The sequence below is a fragment of the Prauserella cavernicola genome (assembly GCF_016595675.1).
GTDB lineage: Bacteria > Actinomycetota > Actinomycetes > Mycobacteriales > Pseudonocardiaceae > Prauserella_A > Prauserella_A cavernicola.
This window is the reverse complement of the sequence record NZ_JAENJH010000003.1, coordinates 82,731-99,274: the sequence shown is the minus strand read 5'-3', so window position 1 is coordinate 99,274 and position 16,544 is coordinate 82,731. Positions and strand designations below refer to the sequence as shown.

The window sequence follows — 16,544 nt, the reverse complement described above, 5'->3', positions numbered from 1 at the left end:
GTGACGTGAAGCGAGCCATGAGCGTCGTCACCGTCAGCGCCGCCCTCGTCACCGTCGGGGCGTGCGGGGCCGCGGCCGAGAACCAGGACCCCGAATCCTCGTCCGTCGAGCGCCTCCAGGTGGAGGTCGTCGAGGAACTGCCACACGATCCCGAGGCGTTCACCCAGGGCCTCGAGTTCGCGGGCGAGACCCTGTACGAGGGCACCGGGCTGGTCGGCCGCTCGACACTGCGCGCGGGACCCGCGGGCGAGCAGCCGACGCGCACGGTCGCGCTGCCCGAGCCGCTGTTCGGCGAGGGCATCACCGTGGTCGGCGAGAAGGTGTGGCAGCTGACCTGGCGCGACGGAGTCGCCGTCGAGCGCGACCGGCACACGCTCACCGAACAACGCCGCGTCCAGTACTCCGGCGAGGGCTGGGGCCTGTGCCACCAGGCCGAACCCGGCAGGCTGGTGATGAGCGACGGCTCGTCGACGCTGACCTTCCGCGACCCCGCCACCTTCGCCGAGACCGGCTCTGTGCAGGTCACCGAGGACGGCACCCCGGTGGAGGAGCTCAACGAACTCGAGTGCGTCGGCGAGGAGGTCTACGCCAACATCTGGCACAGCGACGACATCGTGCGGATCGACCCGGACACGGGCGCCGTCACCGCCCGCATCGACGCCTCGGGCCTGCTCGACACCGACGAGCAGGCCGGCGCCGACGTGCTCAACGGCATCGCCGCCTATCCGGGGACCGACCAGTTCCTGATCACTGGGAAGCTGTGGCCGAAGATGTTCAGGGTGAATCTCGTCCCGGTGACCTGATCGCGCGAGCGCAGGTCACCCCGAGTACGGCAGGATTGGGCACATGCGTTCCAGCAGGAAGGGCAAGCGGAAGTGGACGCCCGAACCCGGGGCGAACCAGCCGCCCGAGGAACGCACCCGCGTCACCCCGCCCGCACGGCCCACCAGGGCCCATCGCCCGGAGCCGGCACCGCCGCCGACGGCTGACGAAGCGCCGACCGGCGCCATGCCGGTGCAGGACCCACAGGGCGCGCAGACTCGACACGTCCCGCCCGCGGCGGCGCACCAGCCGCCCGGCCCGCACCGCGGCGCGCGGCAGTACCCGCCGCCTCCACCGCGGCCCTGGAACCAGCAGCAGCCGCCCCCTCCGCAGAGGGACTACGAGCGCTACGACACGGGCGGCTACGCGCCGGGCCAGCCGCGCGAGGCAGGCGATTCGGACCAGGGACCGGACGAGGACCCCGACCGCACCCGCACCGTGCACGGCTTCGAGAGCGCCGAGGGCAACCCCCGGCTACCGAAGAAGCTCACCGTCACGCGCGTCGCCGCACTGCGCAGCCGGCAGCTCAGCGGGCAGGCCGTCGACGCCTTCCGCAGGGCCACCAAGGCCGACGGCGCCGAGAAGTCCGGGCTGACGTCGCTGACGTACTCGGTGATGCTCAACTACGCCAGCGACGCCGCGATGGCCGTCGCGCTGGCCAACACGCTGTTCTTCGCGGCCAGCAGCGGCGAGAGCCGGGGCAAGGTCGCGCTGTACCTGCTCATCACCATCGCGCCGTTCGCGCTCGTGGCTCCCGTGATCGGCCCCGCGCTCGACAAAATCCAGCGGGGACGCAGGCTCGCGATGTGCGTCGCCTCGGCGGGCCAGGCGCTGATGTGCGTGCTGATGGCGCTCAACTTCGACTCGTGGGTGCTCTATCCGGCCGCGCTCGGCAAGATGGTGCTCTCGAAGTCGTTCATGGTGCTCAAGGCCGCGGTGACACCACGCGTGCTGCCGACGGAGATCACGCTGTCGAAGACCAACGCCAGGCTCGCCGTGTTCGGTCTGGCGGCGGGCGGCGCGTTCGGCGCCGTGGCCGCGGGGATCAACTCGGTCATCGGGTCGGCGGGCGCGCTGTGGTTCACGGCCGCCATCTGCGTGGTCGGCGCCGTGCAGGCCATGCGGATCCCGTCGTGGGTCGAGGTCACCGAGGGCGAGGTGCCCGCCTCGCTGAGCCAGCGCATGCCGCAGAAGCGCAAACGCCAGCCCATGGGCAGACACATCGTGGTCGGGCTGTGGGGCAACGGCACGATCCGGCTGCTCACCGGCTTTCTGATGATGTTCGCCGCGTTCGCCGTGAAGGCACAGACAGAAGAGGGCGGCTACAGCCCGTTCATGCAGCTGCTGCTGCTCGGCGTCATCGGTGCCGCTGCGGGCATTGGTGGGTTCCTCGGCAACGCGCTCGGCTCGCGCATGCAGTTCGGCAAGCCGGATCAGGTGGTGCTCGGCTGCGTGGCGGCGACGCTGGCGTCCACGGTGCTCGCCGCGATACTGGCCGGGCTCGCCACGGCGGCCGTGGTCGGTCTCGTCGGTGCCACGGCGAGCGCGCTCGCCAAGAACACCCTCGACGCCGTGATCCAGGACGACCTGCCCGAGGAGTCGCGCGCGTCCGCGTTCGGCCGCTCGGAGACGGTGCTGCAGCTGGCCTGGGTGTTCGGTGGCGCGGTGGGTCTGCTGCTGCCGCCGACGTACTGGATCGGCTTCCTCGTGGTGTCGGTGCTGCTCGCGATCGGCTGCCTGCAGACCTACCTGGTGCGCAAGGGCAGCTCGCTCATCCCCGGTTTCGGCGGCGACCGGCCACTGCGCCCCGATCCCGCGGGCGCGCGGCAGGGACCGTAATGTTCGGTTCATGCGACGTGCGGTAGTAGCGGTTCTCGGCGCCGCGGCGGCGGTGCTCGCCGGTTGTTCGGGCGTGCCCAACCCGGAGATCACCTTCTACGCCGACGGCAACACGGTGGTCGCCGAGCCGTTGGACCAGTACTGCGACGCGCTGCTGCGCGACTGCGAGCAGGGCGGCGAGAGCGCGACGCTCGCAGTGCGCAAGGGCATGCCGGTGCAGATCTCCGTGCCCGAGGAGGTCGCCAGCACGCCGTGGACACTGATCGTCCAGTACCGCACCGAGTCCGGCGAACTGCGCCTGCAGCAGCCCGTCACGTTCACCGACGGCAAGCGACACGCCTACACGGTGGAGCCCGAGTCGCCGTCCGACCAGATCATGGTCGTGGAGATCCAGCAGCTCGGCGCGGCCTACGCGGCCGACCCGCAGGGCAACCCGGTCGTCGACGAGAACGGCCAGCCACAACTGGTGGCCAGGGGCGTCTGGTCGCTACAAAACGAAGCGACCTGATTCCAGGCTCAAGTGCGGTGAAGGGCACCTTTACTGCGTTCAACGCAGTAAAGGTGCCCTTCACCGCAGTGCGGCACCGGGTGCGGGTTTACGGGTCGAGGTCGCGCGCGACGGCGCGCATCACCTCGGCGATCCGCTTGGTGTTCTTGCGATCCGGGTAGCGGCCGCGGCGCAGATCGGGCTGCACCCGCGTCTCGAGCAGCTTGATCATGTCCTCGACGAGTCCGTGCAGCTCCTCGGCGGGGCGCCTGCGCGCCTCGGCGACCGAGGGCGGCGGGTCGAGGAGCCGGACGGAGAGCGCCTGGGGGCCGCGCCTGCCGTCGGCGACGCCGAACTCAAGTCGCTGGCCTGCCTTGAGTGCCTCTACCCCCTGCGGTAGCGCGGCCTTCCGGATGTAGACGTCCTCTCCGCCATCCTGCGTGACGAAGCCGAACCCCTTGTCCGCGTCGTACCACTTGACCTTGCCGGTCGGCACTGCCCTCACCCGTTCCTTCGCTGAAACTGCCAGGGCCCTACCGACTTCGGCCGGCCCCGCACGACGAACGCGCCCCAGGTGCGTACCCAGGACGCGTATCGGTCAAGCCTATCTCGCCACACACCGTACGGAGAAGGACATAGTTCGCCTTAAGATGTCGGTATGGAGACCGCCGTCCGCGAGACCGCCGTGCCCGCTGCCCGCAAGTCCTGGCTGATGCGGGCAGGTATCGGCCTGTTCGCCATCGGCATGGTCGCGGTCGTGGCCGTGTTCGTCATGTTCGCCTCCGGCCTCGAGGACCTGCCGGTGTGGCTCTCGGCCGCCGCGGGCGTCGTCACACCGCTCGGCCTCCTTCTGGGACTCATCGCCCTGGTTCGCGAGCACCGTCAGCGGTAGCGGTGAGCCAGTCGGGGAACTCGGCGAGCGAGTCGAACACCACGTCGGCTCCCGCGTCGAGCAACTGCTGCCTGCTGCACGGCCCGGTGACCACGCCCACGGCGAGCGCGCCGGCCGCCTTGGCGCCCACCATGTCACCGGTGTAGTCGCCCACGTAGGCGATCGCGCCGTGCTCGAGCAGCGCCGATGCCTTGCCGGCCGCCCACAGGTCGCCGACGAGAGAGTCCACGCCGAACTCCAGCGCCTTCACGTGCAACGCCGCGTTGGGCTCGTACTTGCCGGTGACAACGAGAGTCGTGCCGCCGAGCCGGTGCACGGCCTCGAGCGCCGCGGTGGCGCCCGGGAGCGCGACGGTGCTCGGCACGACGACCTCCGGGTAGATCGCCCTGAACCGCGCGACGAGCTCCGGAATGCGCTCCTCCGGTGTCCCGAACTCCCGCAGCACGTGGTCGAGCGGCGGGCCGAGGTTCGCCGCGAAGTACTCCCCGTCCAGCGGGTAGCCCGTCTCACCGGCGAGCTGACCCATGGCCGCGACCATGCCCGGCCTCGGGTCGATCAACGTCATGTCCAGGTCGAAGCCGACGCACCCCACTCGTGTCACCACGCCGACCACCGTAGCCGCTCGCGCAATGTTGACACCTGATCAGTGGATGTCGAGCTTCTTGACACAAAACCAACTTGTGTCAAGCTGATTTGCGTGTCCCAGATCACGCCCTACACCGAGCGCACCAAGGCCTCGCTGCGGGAGCAACTGCTCGACGCCGCCACCGACCTGCTGCCGGAGCGCGGGTACGCGCGCCTGCGGATGGCCGACGTCGCCGCCGAGGTCGGAGTCAGCAGGCAGACGGTCTACAACGAGTTCGGCGGCAAGGCCGCGCTCGTACAGGCCGTGGCGTTGCGCACGATGGCCGAGTTCGTCGACGGCGTCCAGCAGCGGCTCTGTTCCGCCGACGACCTACTGACCGGGATCCGCGAGGCCACGACGTTCACCATCGAGCACGCGCGGCACAACCGGCTCGTCGCCGCCGCGCTCGGCACAGAACAGGGCGAGGACCTGCTGCCGTACCTGACCACGCGGGGCGGGCCGATCCTGCGGGCCGCCAACGAGGTGGCCGAGTCGTACCTGCACGAGCGCGTGCCGGGGCTGACCGACGCGGCGTTCGTCGCCGACACCATGACCCGGCTGACGCTGAGCTACCTGGTGCTGCCGTCGCACTCGCCCCACGAGGCGGCCGACGGCGTCGCCACGGTGATCGGGGCACTGATCCGTTCGTCCACAAGGGAGTGAAACGAAAGGAAGCACCATGACCGGCACCATCGCACCGCATCCCCACCGGGAAGGGTTCCAGTCACTGCGCAGGGGTGGGCTCAACTGGGACTCGTTCCCGCTGCGCCTGTTCGTCAAGGGCAACAAGAAGTTCTGGAACCCGGCCGACATCGACTTCAGCGCCGACCGGGCCGACTGGGAGTCGCTCAACGACGAGGAGCGCCGTTCGTCGACGTTCCTCTGCGCGCAGTTCATCGCGGGCGAGGAAGCCGTGACCGAGGACATCCAGCCGTTCATGCGGGCGATGGCCGCCGAGGGCAGGCTCGCCGACGAGATGTACCTGACGCAGTTCTGCTTCGAGGAGGCCAAGCACACCGAGGTCTTCCGGCGGTGGATGGACGCCGTAGGCCTGACCGACGACCTGCATCCCTACGTCGCCGAGAACCCGCACTACCGCAAGCTCTTCTACGAGGAGCTGCCAGAGTCGCTGCACGTGCTGTCCGCCGATCCCAGCCCTGCCAACCAGATCCGCGCCAGTGTCACCTACAACCACGTGATCGAGGGCTGCCTCGCGCTCACCGGCTACTACGCGTGGCAGAAGGTCTGCACCGGCCGCGGCATCCTGCCCGGCATGCAGGAACTCGTGCGCCGTATCGGCGACGACGAGCGCAGGCACATGGCGTGGGGCACCTTCACGTGCCGCAGGCACATCGCGGCCGACGACTCCCTGTGGGAGGTCGTGCAACAGCGCATGGGCGAACTGCTGCCCCACGCGCTCGGCATGATCGAGTGGGTCAACACCCAGTTCGACGAGCCGCCGTTCGGCATCGACAACGACGAGTACCTGCAGTACGCCTCCGACCGAGCGCAGCGCAGGCTCGGCGCGATCGAGTCGGCGAGGGGAGCCGACGTGGCCGCCATCGACCTCGACTACTCGCCCGAGCAGCTGGAGGAGACCTTCGGCAAGGAGGACGAGCGGGCCCTCGCCGACGCTGGCTGAGCCGCCGCGGATCCCCGGCCGCCGTGACGGCCGGGGATCGCGCGCACTACGCGTGCCTGGTCTTGGCCAGGTCGCCGAGGCCGAGCAGGTCCACCGACTTCGCGCGCATCTCGACCTTGCGCACCTTGCCGGTCACCGTCATGGGGAACTCCTCCACCACGTGCACGTAGCGCGGCACCTTGTAGTGCGCGAGCTTGCCGGAGCAGAAGTCCCGCAGGCTCTGCTCGGTCAGCGGCTCGGCGCCCTCGCGCATGCGCACCCACGCCATCAGCTCCTCGCCGTACTTCGCGTCGGGAACGCCGATCACCTGCGCGTCGAGGATGTCGGGGTGGGTGTAGAGGAACTCCTCGATCTCGCGCGGGTAGACGTTCTCGCCACCGCGGATCACCATGTCCTTGATGCGGCCGGTGATGTTGACGTAGCCCTCGTCGTCCATCACCGCGAGATCGCCGGTGTGCATCCACCGCGCGGCGTCGATGGCCTCGGCCGTCTTGTCGGCCTGCTCCCAGTACCCGAGCATCACCGAGTACCCGCGCGTGCAGAGCTCGCCCGGCTCGCCGCGGGGCGCGGTGAGGCCCGTCGCCGGGTCCACGACCTTGACCTCGAGGTGCGGCCCGACCCTGCCGACGGTGGACACCCTGCGCTCCACGGAGTCGTCGGCCCTCGTCTGGGTCGACACCGGCGAGGTCTCGGTCATGCCGTAACAGATCGACACCTCCGCCATGCCCATGCGCTCGATGACCTGCTTCATCACCTCGACCGGGCACGGCGAGCCCGCCATGATGCCGGTGCGCAGGCTGGCGAGGTCGTAGGAGTCGAAGGACGGCTCGGCCAGCTCGGCGATGAACATGGTCGGCACGCCGTAGAGCGAGGTGCACCGCTCCTGCTGCACGGCCTCCAGCGTCGCCTTCGGCTCGAACGCCGGTGCCGGGATCACCATGCAGGCGCCGTGGCTGGTGGCGGCGAGATTGCCCATCACCATCCCGAAGCAGTGGTAGAAGGGCACCGGGATGCAGATGCGGTCGGCTTCGGTGTAGTTGCAGAGCTCGCCGACGAAGAAGCCGTTGTTGAGGATGTTGTGGTGGCTCAGCGTCGCGCCCTTCGGGAACCCCGTGGTGCCCGACGTGTACTGGATGTTGATCGGGTCGTCGGCGCTGAGCGCGCTCTGCGCGTCGGCGAGCGGGGCGCGGTCGGCGCTGCGGCCGGTCTCCAGCAGCGAGGTCCAGTCGGCGCCGCCGAGCAGCACCACGTCGGTGAGCGCCTCGCAGCGCGGCCGCACCTCGGTGATCATGCTCGCGTAGTCGGAGGTCTTGAACTTCTCGGCAGCCACGAGCAGCCGGATGCCCGCCTGGTTGAGCACGTACTCCAGCTCGTGCGAGCGGTACGCGGGGTTGATGTTGACCAGGATCGCGCCGATCTTCGCCGTCGCGTACTGGGTGAAGGTCCACTCGGCACAGTTCGGCGCCCAGATGCCCACCCGGTCGCCCTTGCGGATTCCCTTGGCCAGCAGGCCGAGTGCGAGCGCGTCGACCTCGGCGGCCAGTTCCCGGTAGGTCCACCGCGCGCCCTTGGCCCTGTCGACGAGCGCGTCGCGATCACCGAACGCGGCGACGGTGCGGTCGAGATTGTCGCCGATGGTGTCGCCGAGCAGCGGGACGTCGGAGATCCCCGACGAGTAGCTGGGAACTGCGGGCGCGTGCGGCATGATGCCTCTCCTCCGCGTCGACGATGACGGCTTGGCGGTAAGTCTAGGAACGCCGAACGGTCCGGGCCACCTGCACATGGATGGGCAGGCGAGCGGATCCGGCTACTGTCGGTCGGATGCGGATGTATCTCGTCGACGCGTTCACCGACACCGCCTTCGCGGGCAACCCGGCCGGGGTCGTGCTGCTCGACGCCCCAGCCGACGAGGCGTGGATGCAGCGGGTGGCCGCCGAGCTCAAGCACTCCGAGACGGCGTTCGTGGTGCCGAGCGGGCAGCCGAAGTCGCTGCGCTGGTTCACCCCCACCACCGAGGTCGACCTCTGCGGGCACGCCACGCTCGCCACCGCGCACGTGCTCGGCGGCGAGCAGGTCTTCACCACGCGCTCGGGCGAGCTGCGCTGCACGGCGGAGAACGGCCGCGTCGCGATGGAGTTTCCCGCCGACCCACCACAACCGGCTGACGTCGACGTCTCAGCCGGACTGCCTGGAGTCGTCGCCGAGCACGTCGCCAGGGGTGTGTCCGACATCCTCGTGGTGCTCGGCGACGCGAGCGAGGTCCGCACGGTGCGGCCGGATCTCGGCGTGCTCGCCGCTCTGGACGCGCGCTGCGTGATCGTCACCGCGCCGGGCGACCACCCCGGCGCCGACTTCGTGAGCCGGGTGTTCGGCCCCGCCGTCGGGGTGCCGGAGGACCCGGTCACGGGCTCGGCCCACTGCACGCTCGCGCCGTACTGGTCGGCGAGGCTGGGCCGCACCGAGCTCACCGGCGAGCAGGCGTCGGCGCGCGGCGGCGTCGTCCACACCGCCCTGGACGGCGACCGTGTCCGCCTCTCCGGCTCCGCCGTCACGGTGGTCGAGGGCGAACTGCTGGTGTGACGCATCAAGATCGTTGAACGACAGCCGGGCGCCGACGAGCCGAACTCAGGAACAATGGCGGTATGACGTTGTTGCTGAACGTGATCTGGCTGGTGCTCGCGGGCTTCTGGATGGCCGTCGGCTATCTGGTGGCAGGCATCATCTGCTGCATCCTGATCATCACGATCCCGTTCGGGCTCGCCTCGTTCCGCATGGCCAACTACGCACTCTGGCCGTTCGGCCGCACGCTCGTCGACCGCAGGGAAGCGGGCACGTTCTCGCTGATCGGCAACGTCATCTGGATCATCTTCGCCGGTTGGTGGCTCGCGCTCGGGCACCTGATCACGGGCATCCTGCTGTGCATCACGATCATCGGGATCCCGCTCGGGATCGGGAACCTCAAGATGATCCCGGTGTCACTGGTGCCGCTGGGCCGCGAGATCGTTTCCACTCGCTGAGTCCCTAGCCGTGTCGTAGGCGGCCTGCGCGCCGAACACCTCGGGCAGGCTCGACTCGACGAGCTCGATCAGCTCCACCAGCTTCGCCGCCGTCTTCACGCCGAGCGGAGTGAGGCTGTACTCCACCCTCGGCGGGATGCTCGGCTGCGCGTCACGGTGCACGAACCCGTCGCGTTCCAACCGCTGCAGGGTCTGGGCGAGCATCTTCTCGCTCACGCCGTCGACGCGGCGGCGCAGCGCGTTGAACCGCAACGGACCCTCGTGCAACGCGGCGAGCGCGAGGCCGCCCCAGCGGCTGGCCACGTGCTCCAGCACGCCGCGCGAGGCGCACGCGCGCGCGAACACATCGGGCACCAGCCGGTCGATCTCGTCCATGCCACCCAAGATAGCACTAACTTTTGGGTTGCACTTTCCAAAAGTTAGTACACACTGAAAGGTGAGCAAGCAACGAGTTCGAGGAGTGAACCCCACGTGATCGTCGTGACCGGAGCAGGTGGCCAGCTCGGCCGTCTGGTGATCGAGAACCTCAAGCAGCACGTCCCCGCCGACCAGATCGTGGCGGGCGCCCGCAGCCCCGAGAAGGTCGCCGACCTCGGAGTCGAGGTGCGCGAAGCCGACTACGACCGCCCCGAGACGCTGAAGACGGCGCTCGACGGCGCCGACAAGGTGCTGCTGATCTCGGGCAACGAGGTCGGCAGCCGGGTGCCGCAGCACACCGCAGTGGTGGAGGCGGCCACGCAGGCGGGCGTCTCGCTGCTCGCCTACACCAGCGCGCCCAAGGCCGACACCAGCCCGCTGATCCTCGCGCCGGAGCACAAGGCGACCGAGGAGGTCGTCCGCGCTTCCGGGCTGCCGTACACGATCTTGCGCAACAACTGGTACATCGAGAACTTCGAGCGGGCCATCCGCCAGGCCGCCCAGACCGGGGTCTACCTCGGCAGCGCGGGCGAGGGCCTGGTCGCGGGCACCACCCGCGCCGACTACGCCGCCGGCGCCGCGGCCGTACTCACCGGCGAGGGCCACGAGAACCGCGTCTACGAGCTCGGCGGCGACGTCGCGTTCACCTACGCCGACCTCGCGGCCGCCATCGCGACGGTGACCGGCAAGGACGTCACCTACACCGACGTGGCTCCCGAGGAGCACCAGTCGGCCCTGCTCGCGGCCGGGGTGCCCGAGGCGATGGCCGGGTTCGTCGTCGCACTCGACGCCAACACCCGCGACGGCCTGCTCGCCGAAACCACGGGCGAGCTGTCGCGACTCCTCGGCAGGCCCACCACGCCGCTCGCCGAGGGCGTCAGGGCGATCCTGGCCTGAGCGCCGTCAGTCGTGGGGCTCCCACGGGAGCTCCACGACGAGGCACGGCCCTCCGACGAACAGGCCGCCGTCGATACCGAGCGCCTTGCCGCCCGCGTACAGGAACGGCGCCTCGATCTGCGCGGGGTGGATGCCGAGCTGGTCGGCGATGACGCTGTGCCCGTGCACGATGCGCTCGCCACCGAGCTGCTCGAGCAACGTCTCGGCCGCGTCCTGGCCGTGCGGGCCGCGGAAGGCATAGCGCGTGGTCATCCGTCGCCAGACGTCCCACCACTGCGCGCGATCGGTGCCCGTCAGCACCTCGCGGACCGCCTCGTTGATCTCCTCGGCGGTCTCGCCCCACTCCAGGTACTCAAGCGTGTCGGAGTGCATCAGCAGGTGATCGGCGGTCACGGTGACCAGCGGCCGCTCGCTGAGCCAGGTGACGAGCTCCTCGGTGAGGTCGTCCTGGTCGGAGAGCTGGCCGCCGTTGATCTCCCAGCTGCGCGCGAAGCTGCGCGGGCCGAAGTCGGACGGCACGGCCGTGTCGCCGAAGTGGTACATGCCGAGCAGCAGGATCTCGTGGTTGCCGAGCAGCGTCTCCACCAGCCCGCCCGCCTCGGCGGCCTGTTCCTGCAGCTTCCTGACGAGCTCGATCGCGGCCACACCGTCGGGTCCCCTGTCGACGAAGTCGCCGAGGAACCACAGGTGTGCCGTGCCGCCCGCCCAGTCGTCGGAGTCGTCGACGAGCTCGTGGTCGCGCAGTGCGTCTGCGAGCTCGTCGCGGTAACCGTGGACATCACCGACGACGAACGTGGGATGGTCCGTCACATTTCCGACGATAAGCCCTGGCGGGAAGCCCTGATGATCAGGCCGCCCCGAACGGGTCCTCGGTACGCCCGACGAGGTCGGCGATCGAGTCCACCACGAGCGTCGGCCGGAACGGGTAGCGCTCCGCCGACTCCCTGGTGGAGATGCCCGAGAGCACCAGAACGGTCTGCAGTCCGGCCTCGATTCCGGAGTGCACGTCCGTGTCCATCCGGTCGCCGATCATCAGCGTGTGCTCGGAGTGCGCGCCCAGCGCCCGCAGAGCCGACCGCATCATCAACGGGTTCGGCTTGCCCACGTAGTAGGGAGAGCGGCCGGTCGCGCGTTCGATGAGCGCGGCGATCGAACCCGTGGCGGGCAGGATGCCCTCGCGGCTCGGCCCGGTGGGGTCCGGGTTGGTCGCGATGAAGCGCGCGCCCCGCTCGATCAGCCGGATGGCCCTGGTGATCGCGGTGAAGCTGTAGGTGCGGGTCTCGCCGAGCACCACGTAGTCCGGGTCGTTGTCGGTGAGCACGTAGCCCACCTCGTGCAGCGCGGTGGTGAGCCCGGCCTCGCCGATGACGTACGCCGAACCGTTGGGACGCTGCGCCTGCAGGAATTTGGCCGTGGCCAGCGCCGAGGTCCAGATCGCCTCCTCCGGCACGTCGAGGCCCGAGTGCAGCAGTCTCGCCCGCAGGTCGCGCGGGGTGTAGATGGAGTTGTTGGTCAGCACGAGGAACGAGGCGCCGCCGTTTCGCAGCTCGGCGAGGAACTCGTCGGCTCCCGGGATGAGGTGCTCCTCGTGCACCAGCACGCCGTCCATGTCGGTCAGGTAGCTCCACCGCTGATCGCTCATGCCCTCAGCCTATGGGCCGAACGCCGGATGGATCGCCACGGCGGCCGCCTTGACGGCCAATCTGACCGGTGTGCCCGGTTCGAGCGCCAGTTCCGCCACCGCCGCAGGGGTGAGATCGGCCGCGAGCCCCTCAGCCCAGCCGTCTCCGTCGACGGTGCGCAACCGCACCACCGCGCCGTGTGGTTCCAGGGCACCCACCACCGCGGCGACGGTGTTGCGCGGACTGCCCGCCGAGTGCTCGCCCTCGGGGTAGACCGCCACCGATCCCGGCGAGAACACCGCGACGGCGGGCTCCCCCGCCGCGACGTCGGGGGCGGGGATACCACTGATGAACCCGCCTGCCGTGCGCAGACCCTGTTCCTCGGCGACGCCGACGACGAGGTTGAGCCCGGCGATGCGGGCCGTGAACGGGGTCCTCGGCGCGGAGAGCACGTCCCGGGTCAGGCCGCGTTCCACGACCCGGCCGCGGCTGAGCACCAGCACGTGGTCGGCCAGCGCCAGCGCGTCGAGCGGATCATGGGTCACCAGCACCGTCGCCCGCTGGTTGCCGGCCGCACGGAGCACCCTGCGCAGCAGCCCTCTGATGGCGGGCGCGGCGTCCACGTCCAGCGCCGCGAGCGGCTCGTCGAGCAGCAACAGGTCCGGCTCCCCTGCCAGCGCGCGGGCGATCGCGACCCGCTGCGCCTGCCCACCGGAGAGCTGAGCAGGCTTGCGGTCGGCCAGCTCGGCCGCATCCACTTCGGACAACCAGTGCCGCGCCGCCTCCCGCGAGGCCACCCGCGAGGCACCCCGGGAGCGCGGCGCGAACGCCACGTTGTCCACCACGGACAGATGCGGGAACAGCAGCGCGTCCTGCGCCAGCAGTCCGACACCGCGATCGTGCGGCTGGACGAGCAGGCGTGGGGTGCGCGTGAGCGTGCGCTCGCCCAGCGTCACCACCCCGTCGTCCGGCACGAACAGTCCGGCGAGGCAGCCCAGCAGCGTCGACTTGCCGGAACCGTTGGGCCCGAGCACCGCGAGCACGGTGCCAGGGGGCACGTCGAACTCCGCCGACAGGGAGAACGAGCCCCGCGTCAGTTCCAGCTCCGCGTGCAGCGTCATGGCCTGCCCTCCACGGCGCGAGGCCGCGCCACCGCGATCACCAGCACCGCGACCACGATCAGCAGCAGCGCCAGTGCGACGGCGCTGTCCACGTCGGCCTCGGCCTGGTTGTAGACCTCCAGCGGCAGCGTCCTCGTCACGCCTTCCAGACTGCCCGCGAACGTGATCGTGGCGCCGAACTCGCCGAGCGCCCTCGCGAAACTGAGCACCGCACCAGACCCGAGCGCCGGCAGCAGCAACGGAACGGTCACCCGGCGAAACACCGTCCACGGGCGGGCCCCGAGGGTGGAAGCGACCAGCTCGTAGCGGTCACCGGCGCCCCGCAGCGCACCCTCGAGGCTCACCACGAGAAAAGGCATGGCGACGAACGTCTGCGCGATCACCACGGCCGCGGTCGTGAACGGGATGCGGATCCCGGCCGTGACGTCGAGCAGGTAGCCGAGAAAGCCGTTGCGCCCCAGCAGGAACAGCAACGCGAGCCCACCCACCACCGGAGGCAGCACCAACGGCAGCAGCACCACCGCGCGCAGCACCCGCACGCCGCGGCTGCGCGAACGCGCCAGCACCACGGCCAGCGGCACCCCGAGCAGCACACAGAACACTGTGGACAGCACGGCGGTGACCAGCGAGAGCTGCAACGCGTTCAGCGACGCGCTCGACGTGAGCAGCTCGGGCAGCCGGGCGTAGTCCGTGCGGGCGAGCAGGCCCACGACCGGCAGCACCACGAGCGCGAGTGCCAGCCCCGCCGGGATCCACAGCACCCACGGGATCGAACGGTTACGGCGTGCCAAAACCAACCTTGCTCAGTTCCTCCTGGCCGGACCGGCCCAGCACCAGGTCGTAGAACTGCTGGGCCAGCTCGGACTGGCCGGCCTCGGCGAGCACGGCGATCGGGTAGTCGTTGATGGCCTGCTCAGCCTCGGGGAACTCCACCGACTCCACCTTGTCGCCCGCCGAGGTCACGTCGGTGACGTAGACCAGACCCGCGTCGGCCTCGCCCAGCTCCACCTTGGTGAGCACGGCCTTGACGTCCTGCTCCTCGCTCGCGGGCGACAGCGTCACACCGGTGGCCTGCTCGACCTCTTCGGTGGCGGATCCGCACGGCACCTGCGACGCGCACACCACCACGGTGAGGTCGTCGCCCGCGAGGTCGGCGAAGCTCGTGATCCCCTTGGGGTTTCCCGGCGGGACGGCGATCGTCAGCTTGTTGGTGGCGAACGTCTCCGGCTGCCCCTCGACGCCGCCGGCCTCCACGACCTTGTCCATGTTCTTCTCGTTGGCCGAGGCGAACACGTCGGCGGGAGCGCCCTCGTTGATCTGACTGGCGAGCTGTGACGAGCCGGCGAGGTTCAGCCGCACGTCCACGCCGTCGTGCTCGGCCTCGAACTGCTTCTCCAGCTCCCCGAACGCCTCGGTGAGCGACGCGGCCGCGAAGACGTTGAGCGTCCGGTTCCCGTCTCCACCACCGGAACCCTCGTCCGACGAACCATCGGACCCGCCGCACGCGGACACGACCAACACGACGCTGAGCACGCCCGCGAGTACCAACCTCACCGGTTACCTCCTGGAGTTTCGACGATCACCTGCGTGGCCTTGACGACCGCGACCGCGAGCGCACCGGGTCGAAGGCCCAGCTCCTCGACGGCTTCCGAGCTCATGAGCGACACGACGCGATGGGCCCCGCACTGGATCTCGACCTTGGCCATCACCGTGTCGGCGACGACATCGGTGACCAGTCCGACGAAGCGATTGCGGGCCGAGCGGCCCACCTCGGTCGGATCGGGGGACTCGGCGGCCTGTGCCCTGGCGAACCCGGCGAGCTCGGCACCGTCGATGACCTTGCGCCCCGCGGAGTCCTCGCCTGCCGTCAACTGGCCTGCCTTGACCCAACGGCGCACTGTGTCGTCGCTGACACCGAGCAGCCGAGCCGCTTCTGAGAACCGAAATTGCGGCATGACGCAGACATTATCGCCGCAGGTGCGCAAATAGCTATGGCGCTGCCGATTCGGTATGCAAGCAAGCTCACAACCGCCCCGATTCCGGCATTACGCTGGTGTGGATGACAGCAGTGGATCTCGGCACCCCACGGGTGCCCGGCGCACGCCCGACGTCCGGTGCACCGCGCCCGGACGATCCCGCCCTGATCGACACGTTCGGCCGGGTCGCGACCGACCTCCGGGTGTCGCTGACCGACAAGTGCAATCTCCGGTGCACGTACTGCATGCCCGCGGAGGGCCTGGAGTGGATGCCGGGCGGGCAGCTGCTCACCGACGACGAGCTGGTGCGGCTCATGGGCATCGCCGTCGGGCCGCTCGGCGTCACCGACATCCGGCTGACCGGCGGCGAACCACTGCTGCGGCCGCGACTCGAGCACCTCGTCGCGAGGATCAAGGACCTCGACCCCGCGCCGCGGTTGTCCATGACCACCAACGGCATCGGCTTCGCCAAGCGCGCCGCCGCGTTCGCCGAAGCGGGCCTCGACCGCATCAACGTCTCGCTCGACTCCGTCGACGCCGAGACGTTCGAGCGGATCACCCGGCGCGACCGGCTCAAGCATGTGCTCGACGCGCTGGCCGCGGCGCGCGACGCGGGCCTCGAGCCCGTGAAGATCAACACGGTGCTGATGCGCGGGATCAACGAGCACGAGGCGACCTCGCTGCTGCGCTTCGCGCTGGACAACGGCTACCACCTCCGGTTCATCGAGCAGATGCCGCTCGACGCCCAGCACGGCTGGAACCGCAAGGAGATGATCACGGCCGACGAGATCCTCGAGCTGCTCGGCGCCGAGTTCACGCTCACGCCGAGCCCGGCCGAGCGAGGCGGAGCCCCCGCCGAGCGCTGGCTCGTCGACGGCGGGCCGGCCGAGGTCGGCGTGATCCCATCGGTGAGCAGGCCGTTCTGTGCCGCGTGCGAGCGCACCCGGCTCACCGCCGACGGCGCGATCCGCTCCTGCCTGTTCAGCACCGAGGAGACCGATCTGCGGGCCCTGCTGCGCGGCGAGGCGAGCGACGAGCAGATCGCCGACGTCTGGCGCGCGACGATGTGGGGCAAGCTCGCAGGTCACGAGATCAACGAGGCCGGTTTCGCCCAGCCGATCCGGCCGATGAGCGCCATCGGAGGCTGACGCAGTGGGATCGGTGTCGCAGGAACAGGTCGCCGACGC

Annotated in this window: 20 protein-coding genes; 10 read left to right on the top strand and 10 right to left on the bottom strand. The window is 70.0% G+C overall.

From position 1 onward, the window contains the following. The first annotated feature begins 17 nt into the window (after nucleotides 1–17). Genes JHE00_RS13750 through JHE00_RS13740 form a run of 3 tightly spaced genes read left to right on the top strand, consistent with a single transcriptional unit; the run spans nucleotide 18 to nucleotide 3,169 of the window. Complete coding sequence (locus tag JHE00_RS13750; protein ID WP_200319219.1) at nucleotides 18–803, top strand: glutaminyl-peptide cyclotransferase; 786 nt, start codon at nucleotides 18–20, stop codon at nucleotides 801–803. A 43-nt stretch (nucleotides 804–846) separates the two neighbouring features. Then, on the top strand, nucleotides 847–2,661 hold the full coding sequence (locus JHE00_RS13745) for an MFS transporter (RefSeq protein ID WP_200318456.1): 1,815 nt from the start codon (nucleotides 847–849) through the stop codon (nucleotides 2,659–2,661). A 10-nt stretch (nucleotides 2,662–2,671) separates the two neighbouring features. Then, the gene (locus tag JHE00_RS13740; RefSeq protein WP_200318455.1) at nucleotides 2,672–3,169 is read left to right on the top strand and encodes a DUF2771 family protein; all 498 of its coding nucleotides are present in this window, start codon (nucleotides 2,672–2,674) and stop codon (nucleotides 3,167–3,169) included. Nucleotides 3,170–3,257: 88 nt separating this feature from the next. Here the strand turns inward: JHE00_RS13740 and JHE00_RS13735 are convergent, their stop codons facing one another. Then, entirely contained in the window at nucleotides 3,258–3,644 is a 387-nt protein-coding gene (locus tag JHE00_RS13735; RefSeq protein ID WP_200319217.1) for a cold-shock protein, read from the bottom strand. A gap of 162 nt (nucleotides 3,645–3,806) precedes the next feature. On the opposite strand from JHE00_RS13735, the gene JHE00_RS13730 reads away from it, so the two are divergent. Further along, nucleotides 3,807–4,040 (top strand): hypothetical protein, encoded by a 234-nt coding sequence (locus JHE00_RS13730; protein WP_200318454.1) that lies wholly within the window; start codon nucleotides 3,807–3,809, stop codon nucleotides 4,038–4,040. Here the strand turns inward: JHE00_RS13730 and JHE00_RS13725 are convergent. Continuing rightward, the gene (locus tag JHE00_RS13725) at nucleotides 4,006–4,605 is read right to left on the bottom strand and encodes an HAD family hydrolase (RefSeq protein WP_230424333.1); all 600 of its coding nucleotides are present in this window, start codon (nucleotides 4,603–4,605) and stop codon (nucleotides 4,006–4,008) included. The two genes, JHE00_RS13730 and JHE00_RS13725, sit on opposite strands and share 35 nt — an antisense overlap. A gap of 132 nt (nucleotides 4,606–4,737) precedes the next feature. Here JHE00_RS13725 and JHE00_RS13720 point away from each other — a divergent pair, with 132 nt between their 5' ends. Both JHE00_RS13720 and JHE00_RS13715 read left to right on the top strand, forming a co-directional pair. Continuing rightward, nucleotides 4,738–5,328, top strand: a complete 591-nt coding sequence (locus JHE00_RS13720) for a TetR/AcrR family transcriptional regulator (protein WP_200318453.1) — start codon at nucleotides 4,738–4,740, stop codon at nucleotides 5,326–5,328. A gap of 16 nt (nucleotides 5,329–5,344) precedes the next feature. Then, nucleotides 5,345–6,307, top strand: coding sequence for a R2-like ligand-binding oxidase (locus JHE00_RS13715; protein WP_200318452.1), 963 nt, complete (start codon nucleotides 5,345–5,347; stop codon nucleotides 6,305–6,307). Between the two features lie 46 nt (nucleotides 6,308–6,353). On the opposite strand, the gene JHE00_RS13710 is transcribed toward JHE00_RS13715, so the two are convergent. Continuing rightward, nucleotides 6,354–8,012, bottom strand: coding sequence for an AMP-binding protein (locus tag JHE00_RS13710; protein WP_200318451.1), 1,659 nt, complete (start codon nucleotides 8,010–8,012; stop codon nucleotides 6,354–6,356). Nucleotides 8,013–8,128: 116 nt separating this feature from the next. On the opposite strand from JHE00_RS13710, the gene JHE00_RS13705 reads away from it, so the two are divergent. Beyond that, nucleotides 8,129–8,887: a PhzF family phenazine biosynthesis protein gene (locus tag JHE00_RS13705; RefSeq protein WP_200318450.1), complete on the top strand. Its 759-nt coding sequence runs from the start codon at nucleotides 8,129–8,131 to the stop codon at nucleotides 8,885–8,887. Between the two features lie 62 nt (nucleotides 8,888–8,949). Further along, entirely contained in the window at nucleotides 8,950–9,324 is a 375-nt protein-coding gene (locus JHE00_RS13700) for a YccF domain-containing protein (protein ID WP_200318449.1), read from the top strand. Here JHE00_RS13700 and JHE00_RS13695 read toward each other — a convergent pair. Next, entirely contained in the window at nucleotides 9,283–9,699 is a 417-nt protein-coding gene (locus JHE00_RS13695; protein WP_200318448.1) for a winged helix-turn-helix transcriptional regulator, read from the bottom strand. The genes JHE00_RS13700 and JHE00_RS13695 overlap by 42 nt on opposite strands. 96 nt (nucleotides 9,700–9,795) lie before the next feature. Here JHE00_RS13695 and JHE00_RS13690 point away from each other — a divergent pair, with 96 nt between their 5' ends. Beyond that, nucleotides 9,796–10,638 (top strand): SDR family oxidoreductase, encoded by an 843-nt coding sequence (locus JHE00_RS13690; protein WP_200318447.1) that lies wholly within the window; start codon nucleotides 9,796–9,798, stop codon nucleotides 10,636–10,638. Between the two features lie 6 nt (nucleotides 10,639–10,644). Here JHE00_RS13690 and JHE00_RS13685 read toward each other — a convergent pair whose 3' ends face one another. Genes JHE00_RS13685 through JHE00_RS13660 form a run of 6 tightly spaced genes read right to left on the bottom strand, consistent with a single transcriptional unit; the run spans nucleotide 10,645 to nucleotide 15,336 of the window. Beyond that, nucleotides 10,645–11,448 carry a metallophosphoesterase gene (locus tag JHE00_RS13685; RefSeq protein ID WP_200318446.1) on the bottom strand — a complete coding sequence of 268 codons (804 nt, stop codon included), beginning with the start codon at nucleotides 11,446–11,448 and terminating at the stop codon, nucleotides 10,645–10,647. A 37-nt stretch (nucleotides 11,449–11,485) separates the two neighbouring features. Next, a complete protein-coding gene (locus tag JHE00_RS13680) occupies nucleotides 11,486–12,280 on the bottom strand; it encodes an HAD-IIA family hydrolase (protein ID WP_200318445.1) in 795 nt (264 codons plus the stop codon). Nucleotides 12,281–12,289: 9 nt separating this feature from the next. Then, entirely contained in the window at nucleotides 12,290–13,381 is a 1,092-nt protein-coding gene (locus tag JHE00_RS13675; RefSeq protein ID WP_200318444.1) for a sulfate/molybdate ABC transporter ATP-binding protein, read from the bottom strand. Beyond that, nucleotides 13,378–14,151 (bottom strand): ABC transporter permease, encoded by a 774-nt coding sequence (locus JHE00_RS13670; RefSeq protein ID WP_200319213.1) that lies wholly within the window; start codon nucleotides 14,149–14,151, stop codon nucleotides 13,378–13,380. Before JHE00_RS13670 ends, JHE00_RS13675 begins: the two co-directional genes overlap by 4 nt. 7 nt (nucleotides 14,152–14,158) lie before the next feature. Next, on the bottom strand, nucleotides 14,159–14,935 hold the full coding sequence (gene modA / locus JHE00_RS13665; RefSeq protein WP_200318443.1) for a molybdate ABC transporter substrate-binding protein: 777 nt from the start codon (nucleotides 14,933–14,935) through the stop codon (nucleotides 14,159–14,161). Then, nucleotides 14,932–15,336: a TOBE domain-containing protein gene (locus JHE00_RS13660; protein WP_200318442.1), complete on the bottom strand. Its 405-nt coding sequence runs from the start codon at nucleotides 15,334–15,336 to the stop codon at nucleotides 14,932–14,934. Before JHE00_RS13660 ends, modA begins: the two co-directional genes overlap by 4 nt. 104 nt (nucleotides 15,337–15,440) lie before the next feature. Here JHE00_RS13660 and moaA point away from each other — a divergent pair, with 104 nt between their 5' ends. After that, on the top strand, nucleotides 15,441–16,505 hold the full coding sequence (gene moaA, locus JHE00_RS13655) for a GTP 3',8-cyclase MoaA (RefSeq protein WP_200318441.1): 1,065 nt from the start codon (nucleotides 15,441–15,443) through the stop codon (nucleotides 16,503–16,505). Nucleotides 16,506–16,544 lie beyond the last annotated feature (39 nt).

What these genes read in the sequence shown, in the direction of transcription:
- JHE00_RS13750 (WP_200319219.1), top strand. Translation starts at nt 18, where the DNA reads ATGAGCGTCGTCACCGTCAGCGCCGCCCTCGTCACCGTCGGGGCGTGC.
- JHE00_RS13745 (WP_200318456.1), top strand. Translation starts at nt 847, where the DNA reads ATGCGTTCCAGCAGGAAGGGCAAGCGGAAGTGGACGCCCGAACCCGGG.
- JHE00_RS13740 (WP_200318455.1), top strand. Translation starts at nt 2,672, where the DNA reads ATGCGACGTGCGGTAGTAGCGGTTCTCGGCGCCGCGGCGGCGGTGCTC.
- JHE00_RS13730 (WP_200318454.1), top strand. Translation starts at nt 3,807, where the DNA reads ATGGAGACCGCCGTCCGCGAGACCGCCGTGCCCGCTGCCCGCAAGTCC.
- JHE00_RS13725 (WP_230424333.1), bottom strand. Translation starts at nt 4,605, where the DNA reads ATGACGTTGATCGACCCGAGGCCGGGCATGGTCGCGGCCATGGGTCAG.
- JHE00_RS13715 (WP_200318452.1), top strand. Translation starts at nt 5,345, where the DNA reads ATGACCGGCACCATCGCACCGCATCCCCACCGGGAAGGGTTCCAGTCA.
- JHE00_RS13710 (WP_200318451.1), bottom strand. Translation starts at nt 8,012, where the DNA reads ATGCCGCACGCGCCCGCAGTTCCCAGCTACTCGTCGGGGATCTCCGAC.
- JHE00_RS13705 (WP_200318450.1), top strand. Translation starts at nt 8,129, where the DNA reads ATGCGGATGTATCTCGTCGACGCGTTCACCGACACCGCCTTCGCGGGC.
- JHE00_RS13700 (WP_200318449.1), top strand. Translation starts at nt 8,950, where the DNA reads ATGACGTTGTTGCTGAACGTGATCTGGCTGGTGCTCGCGGGCTTCTGG.
- JHE00_RS13695 (WP_200318448.1), bottom strand. Translation starts at nt 9,699, where the DNA reads ATGGACGAGATCGACCGGCTGGTGCCCGATGTGTTCGCGCGCGCGTGC.
- JHE00_RS13680 (WP_200318445.1), bottom strand. Translation starts at nt 12,280, where the DNA reads ATGAGCGATCAGCGGTGGAGCTACCTGACCGACATGGACGGCGTGCTG.
- JHE00_RS13675 (WP_200318444.1), bottom strand. Translation starts at nt 13,381, where the DNA reads ATGACGCTGCACGCGGAGCTGGAACTGACGCGGGGCTCGTTCTCCCTG.
- JHE00_RS13660 (WP_200318442.1), bottom strand. Translation starts at nt 15,336, where the DNA reads ATGCCGCAATTTCGGTTCTCAGAAGCGGCTCGGCTGCTCGGTGTCAGC.
- moaA (WP_200318441.1), top strand. Translation starts at nt 15,441, where the DNA reads ATGACAGCAGTGGATCTCGGCACCCCACGGGTGCCCGGCGCACGCCCG.